This is a genomic window from Streptomyces sp. cmx-18-6 (genome assembly GCF_046548915.1).
Lineage (GTDB): Bacteria > Actinomycetota > Actinomycetes > Streptomycetales > Streptomycetaceae > Streptomyces.
Map to the genome: position 1 here is coordinate 187,948 of NZ_JAEBEP010000012.1, position 22,990 is coordinate 210,937.

27 protein-coding genes are annotated in these 22,990 nt (G+C 72.8%); 2 read left to right on the plus strand and 25 right to left on the minus strand.

Translation table 11 applies throughout. The annotated features are described in order from the left end of the window. Positions 1 to 10: 10 nt before the first annotated feature. From hypD to ACLJPL_RS26230, 5 genes are read right to left on the minus strand one after another with little or no spacing between them, the layout of a single operon-like run. Positions 11 to 1,210, minus strand: coding sequence for a hydrogenase formation protein HypD (gene hypD, locus ACLJPL_RS26210; protein ID WP_411083398.1), 1,200 nt, complete (start codon positions 1,208 to 1,210; stop codon positions 11 to 13). Beyond that, positions 1,207 to 1,542, minus strand: coding sequence for a HypC/HybG/HupF family hydrogenase formation chaperone (locus tag ACLJPL_RS26215; RefSeq protein WP_411083399.1), 336 nt, complete (start codon positions 1,540 to 1,542; stop codon positions 1,207 to 1,209). Before ACLJPL_RS26215 ends, hypD begins: the two co-directional genes overlap by 4 nt. Before the next feature lie 14 nt (positions 1,543 to 1,556). Further along, positions 1,557 to 3,953 (minus strand): carbamoyltransferase HypF, encoded by a 2,397-nt coding sequence (gene hypF, locus ACLJPL_RS26220; protein ID WP_411083400.1) that lies wholly within the window; start codon positions 3,951 to 3,953, stop codon positions 1,557 to 1,559. Further along, positions 3,950 to 4,714, minus strand: coding sequence for a hydrogenase nickel incorporation protein HypB (gene hypB, locus ACLJPL_RS26225; protein WP_411083401.1), 765 nt, complete (start codon positions 4,712 to 4,714; stop codon positions 3,950 to 3,952). The genes hypF and hypB overlap by 4 nt, the downstream gene beginning before the upstream one ends. Continuing rightward, a complete protein-coding gene (locus ACLJPL_RS26230) occupies positions 4,698 to 5,177 on the minus strand; it encodes a hydrogenase maturation nickel metallochaperone HypA (RefSeq protein ID WP_411083402.1) in 480 nt (159 codons plus the stop codon). Before ACLJPL_RS26230 ends, hypB begins: the two co-directional genes overlap by 17 nt. 23 nt (positions 5,178 to 5,200) lie before the next feature. Between ACLJPL_RS26230 and ACLJPL_RS26235 the strand changes: the two genes are divergently transcribed. After that, entirely contained in the window at positions 5,201 to 5,605 is a 405-nt protein-coding gene (locus tag ACLJPL_RS26235) for a helix-turn-helix transcriptional regulator (protein WP_411083403.1), read from the plus strand. Here the strand turns inward: ACLJPL_RS26235 and ACLJPL_RS26240 are convergent. From ACLJPL_RS26240 to ACLJPL_RS26290, 11 genes are all read right to left on the minus strand, one after another. Further along, a complete protein-coding gene (locus tag ACLJPL_RS26240; protein ID WP_374194653.1) occupies positions 5,581 to 5,685 on the minus strand; it encodes a DUF6893 family small protein in 105 nt (34 codons plus the stop codon). The two genes, ACLJPL_RS26235 and ACLJPL_RS26240, sit on opposite strands and share 25 nt — an antisense overlap. A 22-nt stretch (positions 5,686 to 5,707) precedes the next feature. Beyond that, entirely contained in the window at positions 5,708 to 6,310 is a 603-nt protein-coding gene (locus ACLJPL_RS26245; RefSeq protein WP_411083404.1) for a hydrogenase maturation protease, read from the minus strand. Beyond that, positions 6,307 to 7,776 carry a hypothetical protein gene (locus tag ACLJPL_RS26250; protein WP_411083405.1) on the minus strand — a complete coding sequence of 490 codons (1,470 nt, stop codon included), beginning with the start codon at positions 7,774 to 7,776 and terminating at the stop codon, positions 6,307 to 6,309. Before ACLJPL_RS26250 ends, ACLJPL_RS26245 begins: the two co-directional genes overlap by 4 nt. 1 nt (position 7,777) lies before the next feature. Then, on the minus strand, positions 7,778 to 8,428 hold the full coding sequence (locus tag ACLJPL_RS26255) for a DUF6084 family protein (RefSeq protein WP_411083406.1): 651 nt from the start codon (positions 8,426 to 8,428) through the stop codon (positions 7,778 to 7,780). Next, positions 8,425 to 9,081: a DUF5947 family protein gene (locus tag ACLJPL_RS26260; RefSeq protein WP_411083407.1), complete on the minus strand. Its 657-nt coding sequence runs from the start codon at positions 9,079 to 9,081 to the stop codon at positions 8,425 to 8,427. Before ACLJPL_RS26260 ends, ACLJPL_RS26255 begins: the two co-directional genes overlap by 4 nt. Continuing rightward, positions 9,078 to 9,995, minus strand: coding sequence for a NifU family protein (locus ACLJPL_RS26265; RefSeq protein WP_411083408.1), 918 nt, complete (start codon positions 9,993 to 9,995; stop codon positions 9,078 to 9,080). The genes ACLJPL_RS26260 and ACLJPL_RS26265 overlap by 4 nt, the downstream gene beginning before the upstream one ends. A 99-nt stretch (positions 9,996 to 10,094) precedes the next feature. Continuing rightward, positions 10,095 to 11,885, minus strand: a complete 1,791-nt coding sequence (locus ACLJPL_RS26270) for a nickel-dependent hydrogenase large subunit (protein WP_411083409.1) — start codon at positions 11,883 to 11,885, stop codon at positions 10,095 to 10,097. Between the two features lie 82 nt (positions 11,886 to 11,967). Next, positions 11,968 to 13,050, minus strand: coding sequence for a hydrogenase expression protein HypE (locus ACLJPL_RS26275; RefSeq protein WP_411083410.1), 1,083 nt, complete (start codon positions 13,048 to 13,050; stop codon positions 11,968 to 11,970). A 229-nt stretch (positions 13,051 to 13,279) separates the two neighbouring features. Next, complete coding sequence (locus ACLJPL_RS26280) at positions 13,280 to 13,843, minus strand: DJ-1/PfpI/YhbO family deglycase/protease (protein ID WP_411083411.1); 564 nt, start codon at positions 13,841 to 13,843, stop codon at positions 13,280 to 13,282. 87 nt (positions 13,844 to 13,930) lie between these two features. Further along, the gene (locus tag ACLJPL_RS26285; RefSeq protein WP_411083412.1) at positions 13,931 to 15,046 is read right to left on the minus strand and encodes a glutamate--cysteine ligase; all 1,116 of its coding nucleotides are present in this window, start codon (positions 15,044 to 15,046) and stop codon (positions 13,931 to 13,933) included. Positions 15,047 to 15,054: 8 nt separating this feature from the next. After that, a complete protein-coding gene (locus ACLJPL_RS26290; RefSeq protein ID WP_411083413.1) occupies positions 15,055 to 15,282 on the minus strand; it encodes a DUF5133 domain-containing protein in 228 nt (75 codons plus the stop codon). A gap of 272 nt (positions 15,283 to 15,554) precedes the next feature. Between ACLJPL_RS26290 and ACLJPL_RS26295 the strand changes: the two genes are divergently transcribed. Then, entirely contained in the window at positions 15,555 to 15,809 is a 255-nt protein-coding gene (locus tag ACLJPL_RS26295; protein WP_411083414.1) for a hypothetical protein, read from the plus strand. A 237-nt stretch (positions 15,810 to 16,046) separates the two neighbouring features. On the opposite strand, the gene ACLJPL_RS26300 is transcribed toward ACLJPL_RS26295, so the two are convergent. From ACLJPL_RS26300 to ACLJPL_RS26340, 9 genes are all read right to left on the minus strand, one after another. Further along, entirely contained in the window at positions 16,047 to 16,175 is a 129-nt protein-coding gene (locus tag ACLJPL_RS26300; RefSeq protein ID WP_411083415.1) for an LPFR motif small protein, read from the minus strand. Positions 16,176 to 16,382: 207 nt separating this feature from the next. Further along, a complete protein-coding gene (locus ACLJPL_RS26305; protein ID WP_003964323.1) occupies positions 16,383 to 16,586 on the minus strand; it encodes a cold-shock protein in 204 nt (67 codons plus the stop codon). 233 nt (positions 16,587 to 16,819) lie between these two features. Then, the gene (locus tag ACLJPL_RS26310; protein ID WP_411083416.1) at positions 16,820 to 17,203 is read right to left on the minus strand and encodes a hypothetical protein; all 384 of its coding nucleotides are present in this window, start codon (positions 17,201 to 17,203) and stop codon (positions 16,820 to 16,822) included. Between the two features lie 108 nt (positions 17,204 to 17,311). Next, positions 17,312 to 17,710: a DUF6221 family protein gene (locus ACLJPL_RS26315; protein ID WP_411083417.1), complete on the minus strand. Its 399-nt coding sequence runs from the start codon at positions 17,708 to 17,710 to the stop codon at positions 17,312 to 17,314. Positions 17,711 to 17,896: 186 nt separating this feature from the next. Continuing rightward, complete coding sequence (locus ACLJPL_RS26320) at positions 17,897 to 18,352, minus strand: VOC family protein (RefSeq protein WP_411083418.1); 456 nt, start codon at positions 18,350 to 18,352, stop codon at positions 17,897 to 17,899. A gap of 14 nt (positions 18,353 to 18,366) precedes the next feature. Continuing rightward, positions 18,367 to 19,950 carry an MFS transporter gene (locus ACLJPL_RS26325; RefSeq protein WP_411083419.1) on the minus strand — a complete coding sequence of 528 codons (1,584 nt, stop codon included), beginning with the start codon at positions 19,948 to 19,950 and terminating at the stop codon, positions 18,367 to 18,369. Between the two features lie 182 nt (positions 19,951 to 20,132). After that, a complete protein-coding gene (locus tag ACLJPL_RS26330; RefSeq protein ID WP_411083420.1) occupies positions 20,133 to 21,146 on the minus strand; it encodes an NAD(P)/FAD-dependent oxidoreductase in 1,014 nt (337 codons plus the stop codon). Continuing rightward, positions 21,143 to 21,670 carry an isoprenylcysteine carboxyl methyltransferase family protein gene (locus ACLJPL_RS26335; RefSeq protein WP_411083421.1) on the minus strand — a complete coding sequence of 176 codons (528 nt, stop codon included), beginning with the start codon at positions 21,668 to 21,670 and terminating at the stop codon, positions 21,143 to 21,145. The genes ACLJPL_RS26330 and ACLJPL_RS26335 overlap by 4 nt, the downstream gene beginning before the upstream one ends. A gap of 157 nt (positions 21,671 to 21,827) precedes the next feature. Continuing rightward, complete coding sequence (locus tag ACLJPL_RS26340) at positions 21,828 to 22,880, minus strand: type III polyketide synthase (protein ID WP_411083422.1); 1,053 nt, start codon at positions 22,878 to 22,880, stop codon at positions 21,828 to 21,830. Positions 22,881 to 22,990: the final 110 nt, after the last annotated feature.

The following is a 22,990-nucleotide window of genomic DNA, read 5'->3' on the forward strand; positions in this document are numbered from 1 at the left end:
GGAAGCGATGTCAGCCAACGGAACTCGCCTCCCTGCTCGGAGCCTTCACCTTGGCCGGAGCCCGCTCTCCGCTCGGAGCCTTCCCCCCTGGCTGGGCCTGCGCCTTCGGGGTCTCCTTCGGGGCTTCGAGGCGGCGGTACAGGTAGTACGCGGCGCACGCGCCCTCGCTGGAGACCATCGTCGCGCCCAGCGGATTGCGCGGGGTGCACTCCTTGCCGAACGCGGCGCACTCGTGCGGCTTGATGAGGCCCTGGAGGACTTCGCCGCTGCGGCAGACCGTGGACTCCTCGGTCTCGATGCCGGTGACGGAGAACCTGTGCTCGGCGTCGTACTCCCGGTACCTGGGCGACAGCCGCCAGCCGCTCTGCGGGATCATCCCGATGCCGCGCCAGGCCCGGTCGGTGACCTCGAAGACGTCGGCCAGCATCGTCTGGGCGGCGGGACTGCCCTGTTCGTTGACGGCGCGCGGGTAGGCGTTCTCGACGGTGTGCTCCCCCGCCTCCAACTGGCGCACCGCGCGCCGGATGCCTTCGAGGATGTCCAGCGGCTCGAAGCCGGTGACCACGATGGGGACTTCGTGCTGTTCGGCGAGGGCCGGGTACTCCCGGGTGCCCATCACCGTACAGACGTGTCCGGCGGCGAGGAACGCCTGCACCTGGCAGTCCGGCGAGTTCATGATGGCGTCGATCGCCGGGGGCACCCGTACGTGGGAGACCAGCAGGCTGAAGTTGGGGATGGCGAGCTTCTTCGCCTGGTAGACCGTCATGGCGTTCGGCGGCGCGGTGGTCTCGAAGCCGATGCCGAAGAAGACGACCTGCTTCTCCGGGTTCTCCTGGGCGATGCGCAGCGCGTCCAGCGGCGAGTAGACGACGCGTACGTCCGCTCCCTCGCTCTTGACCTGGAACAGATCGCGACCGCTGCCCGGCACGCGGAGCATGTCGCCGAACGAGCAGAAGATCACGTCGGGGCGGGAGGCGATCTCCAGGGCCTTGTCGATGATCTCCAGCGGGGTCACGCAGACCGGGCAGCCGGGGCCGTGGATCAACCGGATCTCGTCGGGGAGCAGTTGGTCGATGCCGTGCCGGATGATCGAGTGCGTCTGTCCGCCGCAGACCTCCATCAGGGACCAGGGCTGGGTGGTGATCGCCCGGATGTCGTCGAAGAGCCGTTTCGCGAGGACCGGGTCGCTGAATTCGTCGAGATATTTCATGACCGCGCCTCCTTCTCTCCTCCGTCTGCGGGGAGTTCGGTTCCGGCGGGGCGCTCAGCGCCCGCGTCCTTGGCCGCCTTGCCCCAGTGGTCGCCGAACTCCTCCTCCAGGACGCCGAGGTTCTCGAAGAGTTCCAGGGTCTGGCGCGCCGATTCCTCGTCGAGCCGTTGCAGGGCGAATCCGACGTGGACGATGGCGTAGTCCCCCACCCGCATGTCGGGGACGTACTCCAGGCACACGTCCTTGACGACGCCGCCGAAGTCGACCTTGGCCATTCGCGTGGCGTCGCGTTCCTCGATCTCCAGCACTCGGCCGGGTACGGCCAGACACATGGCGCTCTCCTCCCTCACTCCTTCGTCCGGGCGGCGACCATCAGCTGTCCGAGGGCGAGCCCGCCGTCGTTGGGGGGCACCTTGCGGTGTCTCAGTACGGTGAAGCCGTCCTCCTCCAGGCCGGCCGAACAGCCCTCCGTCAGCAGGGCGTTGCAGAACACGCCTCCGGTCAGTGCCACGGTGCCGACGCCCGTACGCCGCCGGGCCGCCGCGCACACGTCACGGACGAGGCCGGTCACCGCCCGGTGGAAGCGGCGGGCCACGGTCGGGGCCGGGACGCCGGCGAGGACGTCCTCGGCGGCGGCGGCCAGGACCGGTGACGGGTCGGCGGTCAGGGGCAGTTCCGGCCCGTCCGGCTCTGCTCCCAGGATGAACCCGTACGCGCGTCCGCGCCCGTCGTCACGGAGGCCGTCCGTCCCCTCGGCGGCCAGCGCCGCGTTCTCCAGGCGCATCGCCGCCTCGGCCTCGTACTCCACCCGGTGGCAGACGCCCGCGAGCGAGGACACCGCGTCGAAGAGGCGGCCCATGCTGGAGGTGGGTACGCAGTTCAGTCCGCGCTCCAACTGGCGTTCCAGGAGCCGTCGTTCGCCGGGCGGGGCGATGGCGGCGCACGGCAGTCCGTCCGACCACGGCAGTCCGGCGGCGCGCAGGTGCGAGAGCGCCATCCGGTACGGGTTGCGGACGGCCGCGTCACCGCCGGGCAGCGGTGCGTAACGGAGGTGGGCGAACCGCTGGAAACCGTCGTAGTCCGCGATGAGGACCTCGCCGCCCCAGACCGCCCCGTCGTCGCCGTACCCGGTGCCGTCGAAGGCGACGCCGATGACGGGGGCGGCGCCGTCGAGCCCGTGCTCGGCCATGGTGGAGGCGACATGGGCGTGGTGGTGCTGGACCTGGCGCAGCGGGAGGCCGCGCGCCTCGGCGGTGCGGCGGGCCCACTGGGTGGAGCGGTATCCGGGGTGGCGGTCGGCGACCAGGAGGCGCGGGGCGACGGTGGTGAGGGCGGTGAGGTGTGCGGTGGCCTTCGCGAAGGCGGTGAGGGTGGCGAGGTCGTCCATGTCCCCGACGTGGGCGGAGAGCCAGGCGTAGCGGTCGTCGGCGGCGCAGAAGGTGTTCTTCAGGTCGCCGCCGACCGCGAGCGCCGGGAGGACGGGCAGCGGCAGGGCGAGCGGCAGCGGGGCGTAGCCGCGCGAGCGGCGGACCGGGAGTTCGGCCCCGGCGCAGATCCGGACCACCGAGTCGTCGCAGGGCACATGGATCGGCCGGTCGTGCCGGAGCCAGGCGTCGGCCAGACCGTCGAGCCGGATCAGCGCCTCGGCGTCGTCGGTGACGATCGGCTCGCCGGAACGGTTTCCGCTGGTCATCACCAGGACGGGCGGTCCGGGCGGGTCGCCGGGCAGACCGAGGAGGAGGCGGTGCAGGGGCGTGTACGGGAGCATCACGCCGAGGTCGGGGCTTCCGGGGGCGACGCCGGGGGCCACATCGGTGGACGGGGCGGGGTGGCGGCGGAGCAGGACGACCGGTTTGCGGGGGCCGGTGAGCAGTTCGCGTTCGGCCTCGTCGACGCGGGCGAGGCGGCGGACGGTCTCCAGGGAGTCCGCGAGGACGGCGAAGGGTTTGCCGCCCCGGTTCTTGCGCTTGCGCAGGGTGCGTACGGCGGTGGGGTCGCTCGCGTCGCAGGCGAGGTGGTAGCCGCCGATCCCCTTCACCGCGACGACCGCGCCCTCGGCCAGCAGTCGCCGGGCCTCCGCGAGCGCGTCGCCGTCGTGGAGCGCGCCCGGGTCGCCGGGGCCCCGGGAGAGGGCGAGGCGGGGGCCGCAGGACGGGCAGGCGATCGGCTGGGCGTGGAAGCGGCGGTCGGCGGGGTCGGCGTACTCACGGGCGCAGTCGGGGCACATCGGGAAGCCGGCCATGGTGGTGCGGGGCCGGTCGTAGGGCAGGCCGGTGACGACGGTGAAGCGCGGGCCGCAGTGGGTGCAGGTGATGAACGGGTGGCGGTGCCGCCGGTCGGCCGGGTCCGCGAGTTCGGCGAGACAGGCGTCGCAGGTCGCGGTGTCCGGCGGGATGAGGGTGCGGCCCGCGCCGGAGGAGGCGGAGGGGCGGATGGTGAAGCCGGAGCCGCCGTTCAGGGCGGGCACCGGGCGCGGCCGGACCGACTCGACGACGGCGAGCGGGGGCGCGCGGGTCCCGATCGCGGCGGTGAAGGCGTCGACCGCCGCCGCCGGGCCCTCGACCTCCGTGCGTACGCCGTGGGCGTCGTTGGCGACCCATCCGGTGAGGCCGAACTCCTCGGCCAGGGTGTAGACGAAGGGCCGGAAGCCGACGCCCTGGACCGCGCCGCGCACGGTGAGGTGGCGGCGGACCCGGTCCTGCGGGGTCGCCGTGGGCGGGGGCAGCCGGTCCGCCGTGGTCATCGCGGGGTTCCGGCGGGTGCGTGGGAGTGCTCGGCGGAAGGAGCGTCGTCGTGGTGGTGGAGGTGCTGTGCGTGCTGTTGCGCGAGCACGGGCACATGGCTCTCCGAACCGTCCGCCGCCCGCAGCACATGGGCGAGCAGCTCATCGACGCCCGCCCCGGTCCGGGCGGAGGTCTCGATGACGGGCACGCCCGGATTGACCTGCTGGACGCCGCCGAGGAAATCCTCCCGGTGGAACTCCGCCGCCTCCGCGAGATCCGTCTTGGTGATCACGACCAGGTGCGCGAGCCCGAAGGCCGCCGGGTACTTCACCGGCTTGTCCTCGCCCTCGGTCACCGACGCGAGCGCGATCCGCAGGGTCTCCCCGAGGTCGTAGGAGGCCGGGCAGACGAGGTTGCCGACGTTCTCCACGAACAGCAGCCGGGTCCCCTCGGGCAGCCAGCCCGCCAGCTTGGCCCCGAGCATGCCCGCCTCCAGGTGGCAGAGCCCGTCGGTGAGGATCTGCTGTACGGGGGCTCCCGAGCGGGCGAGGCGCGTGGCGTCGTTCTCGGTGGCGAGGTCGGCGGTGACGGCGGCGGCCGGGGCTCCGGCGGCGACGGCCCGGGTCAACAGGGCCTCCAGCAGGGCGGTCTTGCCGCTGCCGGGGCTGGACATGAGGTTGACGGCCGTGGTGCCGCGATCGTCCAGGGTGCGGCGCAGCTCCACCGCGTTGGCGTCGTTCTTCGCCAGCACGGCCTGATGCAGGTCAACGGTGCGGCACATGGCTCGCCTCCTCGTCCCGGGCAAGGGCTTCGGCGTCGACGCCCGTCCGGCCCGGTACGTCGTCCTCGCGCCGGTCCTCCCGGCGGTCCCCGACGTCCGGGTGGACGTCCTCCAGGACGACCCGGGCGATCTCCAGTTCGCGCCCGCCGGTCAGGCTCATCGCCTGCCCGCAGGGGCCGCACCATAGATCCGGCGGCATCCCGGTCGCGGTGTCCCGGCCGCAGCCCTCACAGCGGGCCCTTCCCTCTACAGTCTCGATCAGCAGCCGGGCGTCCGCCAGCACAGTGCCCTCGGCGGCCACGCCGAAGGAGAAGTCCAGCGCCTCGGGCACCACCCCGGACAGCTCCCCGACCCGCAGGGTCAGCGACCGGACCCGCGCGCCCCCGGCCCCCTGCTCGCGGACGGCGTTCCCCACCTGGTCGACGACGGCCAGCGCGATGGACAGCTCATGCACGGCGCTCACCCCCTCGCTACCCTGAAAGGACCATGCCTGGTCACGAGGTCGAACGGCGCGCGCTGCTCACCCCGGTCCTGCTCCTGCTTCTGGCGGAACGCCGGGGCCACGGCTATGAGCTGGTGCAGCGCCTGGCGGCGTTCGGCTGGGAGGAGGCCGAGTCGGCCCATGTCTACCGGCTGCTGCGGTCCATGGAGAAGTGCGGCGAGGTCACCTCGCAGTGGTGCGCCTCCGCCTCCGGCCCCGCCCGCCGCGTGTACGCCATCACTCCCCAGGGCGCGATGAACCTCGCCCTGGGGTTCGTCCGGCTGGGAGAACTGCACAGCACCCTCCATCTCTTCCTCGCGCGCTATGTGCAGCTGGAGGACGTCGGGAGCGGGGAGGAGTCTCCGCACCGTGTCGGGCATGGGGACTACATCCGCCGCATGCGCAGATAACGCCGGACGTCGGGCAGGTTCCTGGCGACTCCGTAGACGGCCGCGAGGCCGGCGGCGACGCCGATCCACATCCAGTGCATCCTGTCCTCCAACGTCGTGGTCTCAGTGCTTCCGGGGTACGGGATCAGGTACGCGCTTCGGTACGGGGTTCCCCGGCTGCGGTCCGGGGTTCCCCGCAGGATTCGTTACGGGGGCGGCGCGCCGGTCCACCAGTTCGAGCACCAGCTCCACCGCCGCCCCCACCGCCTCCTCGACGGGCGGGCTGAGCCCGATCCCCTCCCCCGTGTCCCGGGGCTCGCAGCCGACGACGTACACCTCGTCGGGGAGCGTGCCGCCCGCGCCGGCGTGCAGGTCGTGCAGCAGGCCGAGGACGGTGGCGGGGTCCATCGCGTGGGTGTCGAGCGGGCCGGGCCGGTGTCCGGGGGCCGGGGGCCGGGGCCCGACGTCGACCGTGTACAGGGTGCCGGGCGGGCCGCCCCGGCTCACCAGGTCGACCAGGACGAGGGTGCGGTAGCCCTCCAGCAGGCGGTAGGCGAGGTGCACCCCGCGGATTCCGGTGTCCATCAGCTCGGTCCCGGGCGGCAGGCGGGACGGGGCGAGGGCGCCGAGCCGCCGGACCGTCTCCACCCCGAAGCCGTCGTCCCGGAGGAAGATGTTGCCGACCCCGGCGACGAGCGTGCGCTCGGGCGTCTCCGTACCGGTCATGGCTCCTCCTCCCGCAGCGGCGACACCTCGTCCGGCTTGAAGTACAGGAAGCGGCCCTGCTGGCGGCGGATGTCGGTGCCCGGGTCGTCGTCCAGGACGACGGCGAGGTGCAGCTCCCCGTCCAGGTCCGCGACGACCGCCTCGACGGTGGCCCGGCAGCCCCGCAGGAACGTGTCCTGGGCGTCCGTGCGGCGGGCCCCGGGGGTGAGGAGGACCCGGCTGCCCTCGCCCACGGCCTCGCCGTCGATGGAGACGGTGGAGGGGGCGTCGGCCGCCTCGGGATCCTGCTGCGGGTCCCACCAGGGGTGCCCGGGTCCTTCGGGGAGGGTGAGCCCGGCGGCGGGTGGGCCAGGGGGCTCCGTCACCTCCCGCAGCCCCCGGATCGCTCCGTGCAGCCGTTCCCGTACCGCGTCGGGCATGGCGTCCACCAGCTCGATGACCTCGGCGGCGCGTGCGTCGGTGCCGCGCGCCTCGCGCTTCTCCCGCTCGGTGAGGGCGGCGGTGCGCAGTGAGAGGATCTCGTCGATCTCGGTGGCGTCGTAGAGCGGACCGGGGCTCTCGTCCGCGAGGGCGGGGTGGTCCTCCAGGATGATCGGCGAGGACAGCACGAGATCGTCGCGTTCGGCCGGGCCGGCGAGCACCGGCCACGTGTGGTCGTTGCGCAGCCCGGCGACGGCGGGGCGGGCCCACTCGGGCGGGTCCGTCATGGACAGGAACCGCCCGCCCCGGACGGAGAGCAGCAGGTGGGCGCCGATCATGCTGTGCGGGAGGGCCGTCGACCGGTCGCCGGCGGGGGCCTCGGTGGTGTTGTGCACGGTCACGGTGAGGCGGGACACCCGGTAGGGGCCGGGGAGTCGCTCGACGTACGGGCGGATCTCGCCGGTGAGCCGGCCCCGCCGCCGTACCAGCCGCCCCAGCGTCCTGCCCTCGGCGTCCAGCACCGGTTCGCGCTCGACGGCGGGCGGCAGGTCGAAGGCGACGGTACGGGTGTGGGCCCGCTCCCCCGTCAGTTCGGCGAGGGGCGCGTGCAGCCGGACGCGCTCCTCGTGGCCCTCGTCCCAGGGGACCAGGACCCGGTCGGGCAGCTCCAGTTCGGGCACTTCGGTGTACGTGCCGTCCGGGCCCAGGCGCTCGACGGTCCGCCGCCGTACGTGCAGGAAGCGCAGTTCGGCGTGGAGCCGGTCGGCGGTTCTGGGCTCCAGGAGAACGTCGGTACGTTGCTCCGCGTGCTCACCGGCGTCGGCCGTGCACGCGGGCGGCACGAGGACACCGAACTGCCAGCGCAGCTGGTTCTTCGCGGAGGAGGCGCGGTACGGGTAGAGGACGTACCCCTCGAACAGGACGGCGTCGGCGACCGCGCGCGCCCGGTCGAGTGCGTCGTCGCCGGTCCCGGGCGGCGACAGCGGGTCCGGCGGGCCGTGCGGGGGCAGCGGGTCCGGGGAGCCGTGCGGGACGGGGTCCGCCATCTCACTCGCCCCCTCTCGCCTCGGTCGCTTCGGCGGTGGCGAGCAGTTCCTCGAAGACCTGCTCCCAGGACGGCAGGGCGCGCGCGGAGCGGTAGCGGCGCAGGGACTCCAGGGCGTCCTTGCGCAGCCGCAGCCAGCCCGTGCCCGGGAAGTAGGACTCGATCAGCTCCTGCCAGACGCCCACGGGCATCAGGCAGGACGTCTCCTTGTGCCAGGGGATCGGCTCGGCGCGGAAGCCGTTGCGGCCGGTGAAGACCGTGCCGGAGAAGAGCATCAGCAGCGGTATCCCACCGCGTGCCAGGGCCCGGAAGTACGAGGCCGAGGCGACCTCGGTGTCGTAGGTGCAGGGCACCGGGAGGTCCACGTGGGTGGTGCCGGTGAAGGCGGGCACGGTGATGGACGCGTGGGCGAACTGGAGCGGTTTGAGGGTGCTGCTCCAGCGGCTGGGCTCCCCGAACAGGTCGCCCAGCATGTCGACCTCGTCGGGGTCGTAGGTGCGCCGGGCGGGCTCGATGCGGATCTGGCAGCGCAGGGCGACGGCGTGCACGGGCTGGTGGTCCAGCTCCTCGATGCGCAGCCCGAACAGGAGGGTGGGGCTCGCGCCGAAGGGCTCGGGCCGTACGCCGGTGCAGCGGAAGTCGAGGTCGGTCACGGCGCGCCCCCGGGGTTTCCCGCGCCTTCCGCCCCGGCCGCCGTGGGCACGGGGCGCGAGCGGGCCCCGACGCGGGCGAAGAACTCCTCGATGTCCGCGCGAGCTTCCGCTCCGCCGTCGAAGCCCTTCCAGTGGAGCCGCATCCGGCCGACGAGTTCGTAGCAGACGTCGATCGGGACGAGGGTGCAGGTCGCGGGCTTCGCGCGCTCGGCGTGCAGGAGCAGGGCCTCCACGTCGTCCTGGAGCAGGGCGGCGAGGCGGGTGCGGCCGATGACGGCGTCCCAGGTCGCGGGGTCGAGTTCGCTCTCGGTCGCTCCGGCCGGGCTCGGGTAGAAGGCGGCGAACCGGTCGAGCGCGGAGTTGCGGAAGAAGAAGGCGAGGCCGACCGGGATCTGGAGCCCGTTCCAGCCGGTGTCGTCGAGGGTGAAGTCCGGGTCGGTGAGGTAGCGGTCGGGGACGGCCCGGAAGCGGCCCTGCCCCGCGCCGGGCCGGGTGAAGAGCAGGTGGCAGGGCGGGCAGGAGCACTTGAGGGAGCGCCGGGCGGTGTCGACGAGATGCCGGTGCTGGTCCGGCAGCGGCTCACCGCACAGTTCGCACCGCTCCCCCGGCGGTGGGGGCCGCCGGGTGAACTGGGCGAGGACGCCCGCGCTCACGACCCGGCCCCCAGCAGCTCGGGCAGCGCCACCCGGACGGCCCCGTCCTCCTCCAGGAGCGGCAGGGGCTCCAGGTGCGCGTGCTCCTGCTCGCCCCGGCCGGCATGCCGTACGTCGAACCTCGCGGCGCACTCCGCGCAGCGCAGGAGGTCCCCGTCGAGCGGTGCGGTGCGCAGGCTCGTCCCGCAGTCGGGGCAGCGGTCGCGGTAGGCGTACAGGTTGCCGGGGAGCCGGACGAGCAGGAGCGCGTTGCCCTCGACGTCGGCGACCCGGGTGGCGCGGTCGCGGGCGGGCAGGGCGGGGGCGGGCAGGGTGTGCCAGCGGGGCGGTTCCTCGACGGCGGCCGGGGGCGGCGGCCCCGGGGCGTCGGCGGGCGGGTTCGGCAGGATCTGGAGCAGGGGCGGTGCACCGGCGGCCGGGGCTTCGGCGACGCCCTCGACCTCGATGTGCGCGATCTCCGGCGCGAGCCGGGCGACGGCTTCCTCGATGGTCCAGCGCACGGTCTGGGTGGAGGAGGGACAGCCGTCGCAGCTGCCGCGCAACCGCAGCCGCAGGGTGGGCCCTTCGGGCGTCTGCGGGTCGAGCCCGGCCACGTCGACGTCGCCCGCGTGCGAGCCGAGGTAGGGGCGGACCTTGTCCAGCGCCCGGCCGACCCGGGTCATCGTGTCCTCGGGGTGCAGGTCGTGCAGGATCAGCAGGTCCCCGACGAGCTCGTCGGCGGTGAGCACGGTCAGCGGGTCCGCCCCGGCCGGGGCGGCGCGCAGCAGGCGTACGGTGCGGGCGAGGCCCTCGCCGTAGAACTCCACGACGCTGCGCACCAGTTCGTCGGCGGTCTCGCGGGCCTGCGGTCCGGCCTCGCGCCCCAGCCGGTCCAGCAGCTCGTTGATGCGTGTCCCGGGGTCGGCTCCCGCCATCGTGAGCCCCTTTCCTGGAGTACGGGCAACGGGTCAGGGAGTACGGACCGCGGGAGTACGGGGCCGGCCGCTTCCCGGATCGCTCCCCCGGGCGCGGGTTCAGCCGCCCGCCAGTCCGCTCAGCCCGGTCGGCATGTGGGTCTGCTCGACGGTCCGGCCGCCGCCGACGTACATGTGGACACCGCACGGCAGGCACGGGTCGAAGCTGCGGACGGCCCGCATGATGTCGATGCCCTTGAAGTCCTCGGGCGGGTTCTCCTCGAAGATGGGGGTGTTCTGGACGGCGTCCTCGTACGGTCCGGGGGTGCCGTAGCTGTCGCGGACGCTGCCGTTCCAGGGGGTCGGCGGGTAGGGGTGGTAGTTGGCGATCTTCCCGTCCCGGATGACCATGTGGTGGGAGAGGACGCCGCGTACCGCCTCGGTGAAGCCGACGCCGATCGACTCGTCGGGGACGTCGAACTGCTCCCAGGTCTGGGTGCGTCCGGCGCGGACCTCCTCCATCGCCTGTTCCGCGAAGTGGAGGGCCGCGGCGGCCGCGTACGCCTGGAAGTAGGTGCGCGCCCGGTTGCGTTCGATGGCGTTGGACCACTGCGGGATGTTCCACTCCAGCGCCATCTCCGGCTTGGTCATGGTGCGCGGGAGGTTGATCTGCACGCTGTGGCCGGTGGCCTTGACGTAGCCGATGTCGACGAGTCCGGACAGGGCCGTGGACCAGAGGCGGGCGATGGGGCCGCCGCCGGTGTCCAGGGCGAGGTGGTCGGCGCCGTCGAACCAGCGCGGGGACATGACCCAGCTGTACTTGTCGTCGAAGTCCCGCTTCTGCGGGGCCGGGATGGTGTGCTGGTTCCAGGGGTGGCGTTCGTCCAGCTCGTTGCCGAGCGGGTCGCGCTCCACGAACTTGCCCAGGCCCGCCCAGTCCTCGTAGTACGAGCTGCCGAGCAGGATGCGGATGCCGAGGTTGATGTCGACGAGGCTGTTGGTGACGAGCTTGCCGTCGACCACGACGCCGGGGGTGACGAACATCCGGCGGCCCCAGTCGGCCATGTTGGCGTACGTGAAGTCGCAGTACTCGGGGTCGTTGAGCGCGCCCCAGCAGCCCAGCAGGATCCGCCGGCGGCCGACCTCCTCGTACCCGGGCAGCGCCTCGTAGAAGAAGTCGAAGAGGTCGTCGTGGAGCGGGACGACCCGCTTCATGAACTCCACGTAGCGGGTGAGGCGGGTGAGGTAGTCGGTGAAGAGCTGGATCGTGGCGACCGTGCCGACGCCGCCGGGGTAGAGCGTGGAGGGGTGCACATGGCGGCCCTCCATCAGGCAGAACATCTCGCGGGTGTAGCGGCTGACCTGGAGCGCCTCGCGGTAGAACTCCCCCTCCAGCGGGTTCAGGGAGCGCATGATGTCGGCGATGGTGCGGTAGCCGTGGTCGGCGGCGTGGGGGGCCTCGGTGCGTGTCGCGAGTTCGAGGACGCCGGGGTTGGTCTCGCCGACCATCCGCTCGCAGTAGTCCACCCCGACCAGGTTCTCCTGGAAGATGTTGTGGTCGAACATGTACTCGGCGGCCTCACCGAGGTTGATGATCCACTCACCGAGGTGCGGGGGCGCCACGCCGTACGCCATGTTCTGCGCGTACACGGAACAGGTCGCGTGGTTGTCGCCGCAGATGCCGCAGATGCGGCTGGTGATGAAGTGGGCGTCGCGCGGGTCCTTGCCCTTCATGAAGACGCTGTAGCCGCGGAAGATGGACGAGGTGCTGTAGCACTCCGCGACCCGCTTCGCGGCGAAGTCGATCTTGGTGTGGATGCCGAGGCTGCCGACGATGCGCGTGATCGGGTCCCACGACATCTCCATGAGGCCGTCAGCGTCGACGGCGTGCTTGCCGGTCGCAGTCGCCATGGTCCCGCGCCGCCTTCCTGATCCTGGCCGGTCGTGCTGCTCCCCTGGTCCCGCGGCTCTCCGGGGTCGCCGGAGGCGCGGGTCACCAGGGCGGCCGGTAGCCGGTCTTGATGGTGTCGGTCTTGGTGCGCCACTTCGGTTCCTTGTCGGCCGTCTTCTCGGTGAAGTGCCGCAGCCGCCGGACGACGGAGCCGTACACCCCGCTCGCCGCCGCCGAGACATGGCCGCCGGGCGGCTCGTCCATGAACGGCATGAACTTGTCGGGGAAGCCCGGCATGGTGCAGGCGATGCAGATGCCGCCCACGTTGGGGCAGCCTCCGACGCCGTTGATCCAGCCGCGCTTGGGTACGTTGCACTTGACGACCGGGCCCCAGCAGCCCAGCTTGACCAGGCACTGCGGAGAGCCGTACTCCTCGGCGAACTGGCCCTGCTCGTAGTAGCCGGCCCGGTCGCAGCCCTCGTGGACGGTGGCGCCGAACAGCCAGGTGGGCCGCAGCTCCTCGTCCAGCGGAATCATGGGCGCGGCGCCGGCGGCCTGGTAGAGCAGGTACAGCAGGGTCTCGGAGGCGTTGTCGGGGTGGACGGGACAGCCGGGGATGCAGACGATCGGGATGCCCGCCTTGGACTTCCACTCCCAGCCCAGATAGTCCGGCACGCCCATCGCTCCGGTGGGGTTGCCCGCCATGGCGTGGATGCCGCCGTACGTGGCGCAGGTGCCGATCGCGACGACCGCGAGGGCCTTGGGGGTGAGCCGGTCGAGCCATTCGCTGGTGGTGATCGGCTGGCCGGTCTCGGGGTCGTCGCCGAAGCCGCACCAGTAGCCCTCGGGCTTGATGCGCTCGTTGGGGATGGAGCCCTCGACGACCAGCACGAAGGGTTCCAGCTCGCCCCGGTCGGCCTTGAAGAACCACTCGACGAAGTTGTCGGCGCCCTGGACGGGGCCGCACTCGTAGTCGATGAGGGGCCAGTGGACGGCGACCTTGGGCAGGCCGGGCAGCGCGCCGAGCGCCAGTTCCTCGATGCTCGGCTGGGTGGCGGCGGTGAGGGAGACGGAGTCTCCGTCGCAGCTCAGCCCCGCGTTGATCCACAGAATGTGAACGGTCGGGTCTTCCTGAGGCGTGTCCGGTGCGTCCATCTCGGCCGTGGTGGCGGTCGGGGCGTCCATGAGCCCTCCTCGGATCGGCCCGCTGCAGGATCTCTGGCCGGCGGCCTGTCTCTCCTGGATACCGCGAGCACGTCCCGGCCGGTAAGTGCGCGGTGGCCCTATTGCCGCATCGCACCCCTACCGGCGCTCGTCCATGTGAGGCGGACACGGCGACGGCCCCCGTCCGGTCGGGCGGGGGCCGTCGCCGTCAGCGCGCCGGGGTCGTGGCCGCGCGGCGCGGGAAGACGTCTCAGGACTCGGTGAGGACCGCGTCGATCTCGCGGAGGAAGTCCTTGAGGTCGTCCGGCGTACGCGAGGTGATCAGCGGCCAGCCGCCGTCGTCGTCCCGGACCACCGACTTGTCGACCCAGGAGCCGCCCGCGTTGGTGATGTCGGTCTTGAGGGACGCGTACGAGGTGAGGGTCTTGCCCCGCACATAGCCGCCCTCGACCAGTGCCCACGGGCCGTGGCAGATCGCGGCGACGGGCCGGCCGGACGCGGCGAACGAGCTGACGATCCGGGTGGTGGCGTCCTGGAGGCGCAGCGTGTCGGCGTTCAGCGTGCCGCCCGGGATCAGCAGCAGGTCGTACGCCGCGGGGTCGACGTCGGCCAGCGTCAGGTCGGGCCGAACCGCTTCGCCGGGGTCGCGGTCGCCCACGAGGGTGCGGATCTCGTCGTCGGAGACCGCCGCCACGCTCACCTGTGCCCCGTTGTCGCGCAGATGCCTGACGGGGACGACGAGCTCGTCCTGCTCGACCCCGTAGTTGGTGACGATCGCCAGGATCCGGCGTTCGCCGAGATCGGTCGTGGCCATGGTGCTGCCCCTTTCCTCTGATTACGTCATACGGTCGTGTCGCTGGTCGTTCCGCTCATCCCCCCGCGATCTGGTTCTCCGCCCTGCTCATCCGCCCGTGATGCGGACGCATTCCGCGACGGTGTCGCGGAGACTTCCGGTCCGCTCCAGGATCTCGCGCTGGACCCGGGCGCCGTTTCCGCGCCGCTCCAGGGCGGCGAGGGCCTTCTCCGCCGCCTTGAGGTCGCCGCTGTCCTCCAGGGCGTCCCGCACATGGGCGATGAGCGCCTGGAGCACGTCGGCCGCGGGCTCGGGCCGCAGGGTGCGGGGGTGGATCAGCCGGTCCTCCAGACCCGAACGAGCCGCCTGCCAGGACGCCACCCGCAGGAGGGCCACCTCGGTGTCCAGCGGCGGCTCCCCGGCCCGCCACTCCCGCGCGGCCGTCTCCACCAGCCCCCGCACCAACGTGGCCAGCAGCACCGTGTCCGCCGGGTCCAGGCAGACGTCCGCGATCCTGACCTCCACTGTGGGGTAGCTGGCCGAGAGGCGCGCGTCGAAGTAGACCATCCCCTCGTCCTTGAGCACCCCGGTGCCGACGAGGGCCCGCACCTGCTCGTGGTAGCGCTCGGCGGATCCGTGGAGTTCCACGGGCCCGGCCGAGGGCCACCTGCCCCACACCCGGCTGCGGTAGCTGGCGTACTGGGTGTCCTGCGCCTGCCAGAAGGGGGAGTTGGAGCTCAGGGCGAGCAGGACCGGCAGCCAGGCGCGCATCCGGTCGAGGACGGCGACGCCCTCCTCGTCCGATTCGACGGAGACGTGCACATGGCATCCGCAGGTCAGCTGCTCCTGGGCGGTCAGCCCGTAGCGCTCCGCCATCCAGTTGTACCGCTCCCCGGTCCCGATCGTGGGGCTGACCGGCAGCGGCGAGGTCGCCAGGGCCGCCACCGAGGCCCCCACATCGGCGGCGTGGCGGATCGCCTCGGCACGCCACCGGTGCACCGCGTCGGCGATTTCGCTCATCTCCCGGCAGGGATGCGTGGCGAATTCCAGCTGCTGGCGGTGCAGCTCCGGCTCGAAGGCCGACTCCCCCGCCGCGTCCTTCTCGGCGAGGGCCAGCACGGCCGTGGAGAGGGCACGCGCCTCGCCGCTCTCCGGGTCGACCAACAGCAGTTCTTCTTCCACGCCCACGGTCCGCACCACAGCGCCCACCCCTTCGGTGTTCATGTCGACGATCAGGCCGAAAGGACGGAGTCGTCCTCGGGACGGGCTCCCGGCAGCCGGTGCCGGGCGGCGACCAGCGCGCTGTCGACGTCGCCCGTGCCGGTCGACACGCACAGGGTGTAGGCCACGTCGTCCATGCGCTGTCGCGCCTCGGTGCTGCCGCTCTCCGCGTGCAGCATGCGCAGGACCTCGTACTGCTCGACCAGATTGCGCAGCACCGTGGGGTGGGCCATCAGCATGCGGGGAATCCTTCCGCGGAAGCGTTCATGTGAATGTCATGTGCCCGACTTGTGTGCTCGGTCGGGGCACAGCCCCGAGTACCCCCGCCCGGGCGAGCCACACCCCCACGGGCGAAGTCCGCACCGCTGGTCCGGGGCGCACCGGCCGGAGCCGGCGCGCCGGCCGGGCACGGCTGCGGCATCCGGCGAATCGTTCGCTCGACAACGGGTACCCAGCAGGGCGAAACCAGTCGTCCCCGTTCACACCGGGGCAGCACGGAAGGAAAGCTCTCATGACCGATCGCAGGCCGGAAGGCACCGCCTACACCGGGGCTTCCGGCAGCCCGCCTCCCGTACCGGCGGACATGCCGGACCAGCAGAACCAGGAGGGCGAGGACCCCCTCGACATACCCGTGCCGGACCGGGTGGCCCGTGAGAGCGGCGCCGACGACCGGCCCGAGCTGGACGAGGCGGGTTCCGGCCGGACCGAGCCGCGCAACGCGGGGCCGCACCCCGAGCATCCCGCACCGGACGAGTCGCCGGGATAGCCGTCCGGCGTCCGGCCGGGGGGCGGGGTCTCGGCCCCGTCCCGGGCGGACGCGTCGGACGCGACCGTGGGGCAGGCCGGTGCGGCGGGCCGATACCGCAGGCCGTCAGACAGGGCGATGCCCGCGCCCCCGGTCCGTGGACTCCGTCGCACTTCGTGACGGAGAACGGACCGGGGGCGCGGGCATGCGCGCGTCAGCGGGTGTCCGCCGTACGCGCCGGCGGTTCCACCCCATGCGTCAGTGGTGTCCGCGCGCCGTGCTCGACGCGCCTCCGAAGAGCCGGGCGAGGGCCCGGAAGGGCAGCGTGACCACGGTGGCGACAGCTCCTCCGACGGACCGCAGTACATCGGCGATGGCCTTCAGCATGAGAGGTGTCCTTCCTCCTCGCCCCGGCGGCTCCGAGGGCTTCGGGGCCTTCGGGATACCGGGAGATACGTCTGGGACACCTCGGGTACCCGGCACGGGCCGCCCGAACCCGACCGGGCCGGATCCACCCGCGACGACCGGCCCGGAACATCCTGGGGCCCCGGAACGCGATGCGTTCCGGGGCCCCAGGATGTCGTTCGACCCGGATCAGGCGGTGGTGATGTTCTCCGCCTGCGGGCCCTTCTGGCCCTGGGTGATGTCGAAGGTCACCGCCTGGCCTTCCTGGAGCTCACGGAAGCCGGTGGAGTTGATGTTGGAGTAGTGCGCGAAGACGTCGGGGCCGCCGCCGTCCTGCGCGATGAAGCCGAAGCCCTTTTCCGAGTTGAACCACTTGACGGTTCCGCTGGCCATGCCCGTACCTCTCAGCAGTAAACGGATCCGCACCGCGCGGACCCGGAGGTGATCGCCCTGGTTCTCAGGCACTGCACAGCAAAACGCCCGCGCCAGGCGCGGGCAGGTACTGCGAACCACGACATCTGTCGGCGACGCTACACGGCGGGATCACTCCTCACCAGAGAGCAACGCCATTTTGCTGTCGATCACCCTCATGGTCGTTGGCTCGAACCGCACCGGCCGCGCCCCGCTCAGGGCCCCTCCACCCCGCGCTCGACACGGCGCGCCCACAGCACCAGGGGCACTTGCAGGGGCAGCCTGGCGAGGGCCGCGACCCGCTGCGGACGGGGCCGGTGACGCCAGTCGGCCGCCATCTGCACATTGGCCGGAAACACCCCGACGAAGAAGCCCGCGGTGGCCCGGGCGGCGGCACGGCGCGTACGGGGGTGGGCGAGACCGGCGGCGAGGGCGAACTCGACGACTCCACTGGCGTACGTCCAGGTCCGCGGCTCCCCGGGCAGGATCCGGGGCACGGTGGCGTCGAACGCCCTGGGGACGGCGAAGTGGAGCACCCCCGCCCCGGCCAGGAGTCCGGCGAGCAGCAGGGGTGAACGGGAGGACGTCCGGGGCGACATGGGGCTCCTTGGGCGGGGCGGGCGGCGGTGACCGGGAACGCGACTTACTTGCGAGTAAGTTACTGGTTCCCGGCTCCCCGCGCTCCCCCTCCCCCGGATGAAACCGCGCTACTGGATGAACCGGGGCAGCCACCGCGCCTGGTAGTCCGGGTGTCCCGCGTACTCGGCGGCCAGCTGCCGCACCGCGAAGCCCAGCCCCACCGCCCGGCCGGAGGGGAAGTCGTGGGCCGGGCGGTCGGTGTCCAGCTCGGCCACCTCCACGTACTCGCCCAGCAGCACCCGGTGCGTCTCGATCCGCTCCAGGGTGCGCGCGGGGTCCTGGAGGGCGATGTGGTGGTCGAACCCGCTGTCCCGCACCGTGAACGCGACCCCGCCCCTGCGGTCGTGGACCTCCCCCGGAACATCCGCCGGGCACCGCCATCGGTCCCCGCCGGCAGCCTGGGCGACCTGTTCCTCCTCGGCGAGACGCGCCCGGACGAAGGCCACCATGTCTGCGTTGCCGGCCATTGGATGCTGCTCCCTTGCGCTCATGGATCACTGCGGTGATACGGGGAGCATTGTGGTGGACCGGGGCGGCGCGATCCACCGCGGCCGGCGGTACGCACCCCTGCGGGCGGGTGTGCGGTACGCGAAAGGCCCGGGCCTGCGGTACGCCAGGGGGCGGGTGGTCCGCCCCCTTGCCCCCGGCCCCGTTCAGACGGCCGTCTCCCCCGCCCCCTTCGCGGCGAGGTCGGCGAGCACCTGGTGCAGGGGTTCGGTCAGCCGGCGGCGGTACTCCTGCACGGCCCAGCCGTTGCCGTCCGGGTCGGTGAGGTACATGAAGGTGGCCCCGTCCTCGGCGGCGTACCGCTGGGGTTCGGAGACCTCGACCCCGCGCGCGACGAGTTCCGCGTGGGCGGCCTCGATGTCGGTGACGCAGAGTTGCAGACCGTGGTACGTGCCCGGCTTCGGCTCCCCCGTGGGGTTGGGCACCCCGTCGGTGAGCGCGATCGAACAGCCCGAGCCGGGCGGTGTGAGCTGGACGACCCGTGCGCCCGGCATCACCTCGCCGTCGATGTCGACGTGGAAGCCCAGCTTGTCGCGGTAGAAGTCGCGGGCCCGGTCCACGTCGGTCACGGGGAGCACGATCACTTCAAGCGTCCAGTCCATGGCGGTGTGCCCTTTCACTGTGTCGGGGGATGTGCGGGCGGCGCGGGCGTGGCCGGCTGTCCCGGGTCCGTGCCGCCCTGGAGGCGGGCCAGGTCGGAGGGGCGGACCTGGATGACGAACAGGGCGATCAGGGCGGCCAGTACGGCGAAGGCGGCGGCGACGACGAAGGCGCTGGAGACTCCCGAGGCGAGGACCTGATCGCTCCAGGGCCGGGGCAGCTCCCCGGTCCTGCGGAACTCCAGCAGTTGGGCCGGGGTGGCCTGTTGGAGGAACGTCGGCACCTGGTCGGCGGCCTCGTGACGGCTGGCCGTGCCGAACATCGTCACCAGGATCGACAGCCCGAGGGATCCGCCGACCTGCTGGGTGGCGTTGAGGATGCCGGAGGCGGCGCCCGCCTCCTTCGGGGCGACGCCCGACACGGCCATCAGGGTCAGCGACACGAACTGCATGCCCATGCCGAAGCCGAAGACGAGCATCGGGCCCAGGATCGAGCCGAGGTACGAGCTGTGGACGTCGGTGAGCGTGAGCCAGCCGAGCCCGATCGCGGCCAGGAGCGCGCCCGCCACCATGAAGGGCTTGGGGCCCCACCTGGGGAGCAGTTGGGAGGCCAGGCCCGCGCCGACCGCGATGATGACGCTGATCGGCAGGAAGGCGAGTCCGGCGCGCAGCGGGCTGAAGTCCAGGACGTTCTGGACGAACAGGGTCAGGAAGAAGAACATCCCGAACATCGCCGCGGCGAGGCTGAGCATCATGCCGTAGACCCCGGCGCGGTTGCGGTCGCGGAACATCCACAGCGGGGTGATCGGCTGTCTCGAACGGCGTTCGATGCCGATGAACAGGGCCAGGAGCACGACGGCGGCGGCGAAGGAGCCGAGGGTGAGGGGATCGGTCCAGCCGTCCTCGGAGGCGCGGATGAACCCGTAGACGAGCAGCACCATGCCGATGGTGGAGGTCAGTGCGCCGAGGACGTCGAAGTGTCCGGGGTGGCGTTCGGACTCGGGGATGTAGCGGGGGGTGGCGAAGGCGATCAGCAGGCCGATGGGGACGTTGACGAACAGGACCCAGCGCCAGTCGAGCCACTCGACGAGCAGCCCGCCGGCCAGCAGCCCGATCGCGCTGCCGCCCGCCGACACGGCCGCGAACACGCCGAAGGCCCTGTTGCGTTCGGGGCCCTCGCGGAAGGTCGTGGTGATCAGCGACAGGGCGGTGGGCGACGCGATCGCGCCGCCGACGCCTTGCAGTGAGCGGGCGGCCAGCAACTGCCAGGATTCCTGGGAGAGTCCGCCGAGCAGCGAGGCGAAGACGAAGAGCAGCACCCCGAAGATGAAGACCCGGCGGCGGCCGAGGATGTCGCCCAGCCGCCCGCCCAGGAGCAGCAGTCCGCCGAACGTCAGCGTGTAGGCGTTGACCACCCACGACAGGTTCTCGGTGGAGAAGCCCAGGGACCTCTGCATGTGCGGTAGCGCGATGTTGACGATGGTGATGTCGAGGACCACCATCAGCTGGCACGAGGCGATGACGAGAAGTGCCAGTCCGCTGCCCCGGCGCCGCTGGTCGGGCCGGGCAGCCTTGGCGGGTGTCGCGTGGGAGCCCGTCATGGGTGGGTTCGTCTCTCGTTCCGAGGGCGTCGCGCCCCGACAGGGCGGCCGTTCCCGCCGCGGGTCGGGGGAACGCGGACGTTCACCCGACCGACGTTATGTCGGAATTCGGAGCCTCGCCATTCGATCATCCGGGGGTCGGAACAAGCCCTTCCGGTCCACCGGAACGCGCGACCGCCGCCTCACTGGAGCGCGCGGACCGCCGCGCGGAAGAGGGCGGGCGCGCGGTGGGCCGCGGGGACGATCAGGCGGCGCGAGGCAGGGTGGCCGGCGACGCCCAGCAGGGCCTGGGTGAGCAGCCGGTAGCGGCGTGTCGCCCTCGCCCAGTGCCGCGGATAGTCCTCGGGACGCCCGGCGGCCAGAGCGCCGACCGCGGCCGTCGCGGTGGCCACGGCCAGCGAAATGCCCTCACCGGTCAGCGCGTCGGTGTACCCGGCCGCGTCGCCGACCAGCAGGACGCGCCCGGCGCGTGGGCCCAGCGCCCGTTGCCGCAGCGGACCCGCCCCGCGTACGGGGGTGGCGTCGGCCCCGGCCAGCCGGGCGGCGAGGGCCGGGAATCCGGCCAGGCGCCGGTCGAAGGGGCGGCGGTCGCGGCTGAGCACGGCCACGCCCACCAGTCGCTCACCGACCGGGGTCACGTACGCCTCGCCGTACGGGGACCAGTGCACCTCGACCAGGTCGGTCCACGGGGCGACGCGGTAGTGGCGGCGCAGCCCGTAGCGGCCGGGGCCGGGCGAGGGGCGGTCCAGGCCGAGGGTGCGCCGCAGGGGCGAGTGGAGCCCGTCCGCGGCGATGAGCCAGCGTGCGGTCAGCCCGGCGGCGGTGACGGTGCGCTCGTCCTGGCGGACCTCGCGGACCTTGCCCTGCACCATGCGTACGCCGAGGGCCTCGGCCCGCTCGTGCAGGGCCGCGTGCAGGACGGTGCGCCGCACGCCGAGTCCGTACGCGCCCCGGAACGACGCCTCGGCGGCGCGCCGCCCGTCCGTGTACCGGATGCCGCGCAGGGGGCGCCCGGCCGGGTGGACGCCGAGGGCGTGCAGGGCGGCGAGGCCGCCGGGCATGATGCCCTCGCCGCACGCCTTGTCGACGGGGGCGGGGCGCGGTTCGACCAACACCGCCTCGAGTCCGGCCCGGGCGGCCCGGATCGCGGCGGCCAGCCCCGCCGGGCCCCCGCCCGCGACCAGGACGTCGATCACACGCGTGCGTCCGCCACCGGGAGGCGGGCCAGCGCCGCGTCCTCGCACCGGATCCGGACGAGCATCAAGGCGGCGTTGAGCACGGTGAAGACCAGTGCGGTCGCCCAGGCCCCGTGGACGAGGGGCAGGGCGAGGCCCTCGGCGGCGACGGCGACGTAGTTGGGGTGCCGCAGCCAACGGTAGGGGCCGCCGGTCACCAGGGGCAGGCCGGGGACGACGATGACGCGGGTGTTCCAGCGGGGCCCCAGCGCGACGATGCACCACCAGCGCAGCAGTTGCGCGGCGACCACGACGGCCGCCATGGTCCAGCCGAGGGCGGGCAGGAACGGGCGGTCGGCGAAGTGGGCCTCGGCCAGGCAGCCGGCCAGCAGGGCCGTGTGCAGCGCGACCATCGCCGGGTAGTGGCCGTCCCCCGCCTCGACGCCGCCGCGGGCCAGGCTCCAGCGGGTGTTGCGCCGGGCGACGACGAGTTCGGCCAGACGCTCGGCGGCTACGGCGAGCACCAGGGCGGTGTACCAGATCACGGGGCGCTCCAGTTCACGGGCGGCGGGTCAGCACGGGCGGGTCGGTCCAGGCGGCCGGCACGGGCGGGTGAGCCCGGGCGGCCGGCACGGGCGGTCCGGCTCGGGCGGTCGGCCAGGGCGGGCCGGGGGTGTCCGGCGGGTCATGGGGGGAGGGCGCTCACCAGCGCAGCAGCACCAGTTCGCAGCAGAAGCCCGGGCCCATGGCCAGCAGGAGTCCGGGGGTGCCCGGTTCGGGCCGGCGGTGTTCGATGGTGTCCCGCAGGACGTGCAGGACCGAGGCCGAGGACAGGTTGCCGACCTCGGCCAGCGAGCGCCAGGTGACGTCGAGCGCCCCGTCCGGCAGGTCGAGGACCTCCGCGACGGTCTCCAGCACCTTGGGCCCGCCGGGGTGGCACACCCAGTGCGCGACGTCCTTCGGCTTGAGACCGTGTTCGTCGAGGAACTCCCGTACGTCGTCGGCGAGATACTGGCGTACGATGTCGGGCACCGCAGGATCCAGGACCACGCTGAAGCCGCCTGAGCCGATGTCCCAGCCCATCACGTGCTCGGTGTCCGGGTACATCCGGCTGCGGGTGGCGACGATCTCGGGACCGGCCATGGCACGGCGGCCGCCGAGGGCGACCACCGCGGCCGCCCCGTCCCCGAACAGGGCGGTCGCCACCAGGTTGGCGGGCGTCACGTCCTGGCGCTGGAAGGTGAGGGAGCACAGCTCGACGGAGAGCAGCACCGCGACGTCGTCGGGCCGGCCCAGCAGGTAGTCGTGGAGCCGGGCCACCCCGGCCGCCCCGGCGACGCAGCCGAGGCCGAAGACGGGCAGCCGTTTCACGTCGGACCGCAGGCCGAGGCGGGACACGAGCCGGGCGTCGACGGAGGGGGCCGCGATGCCGGTGACGGAGGTGAAGATCAGCAGGTCGACATCGGTGGGGCGCAGTCCGGCCGAGCGCAGCGCACCCCGTACGGCGTGGCCGCCGAGGTCGACGGCCGAGCGGATGAACACGTCGTTGGCCGCGCCGAAGCCGTCCAGGTCGCGATAGCCGTCGAGCGGCAGCACGGTGTGCCGGGTGCGGACGCGGGCGTTCTCGTGGAGCCGGTCCAGGACCCGGCGGTCCGCGCCGGCCGGCAGGCAGGTCGCGGCCACCATGTCGGTGACCTCGCGCTGGGTGTGGCGGTGGGGCGGCAGGGCCCCGTGGACCGCGGCGATCCGGGTCATCGCAGCTCCTGCGTCAGGGGTGTCATCGCCCCATCCTGCCCACAAAGAAGCGGGAATCCCGGCAGCAGGACCGCCCGGTCGCCGTGTTGACGGGGGCGCGGGTGTCTACG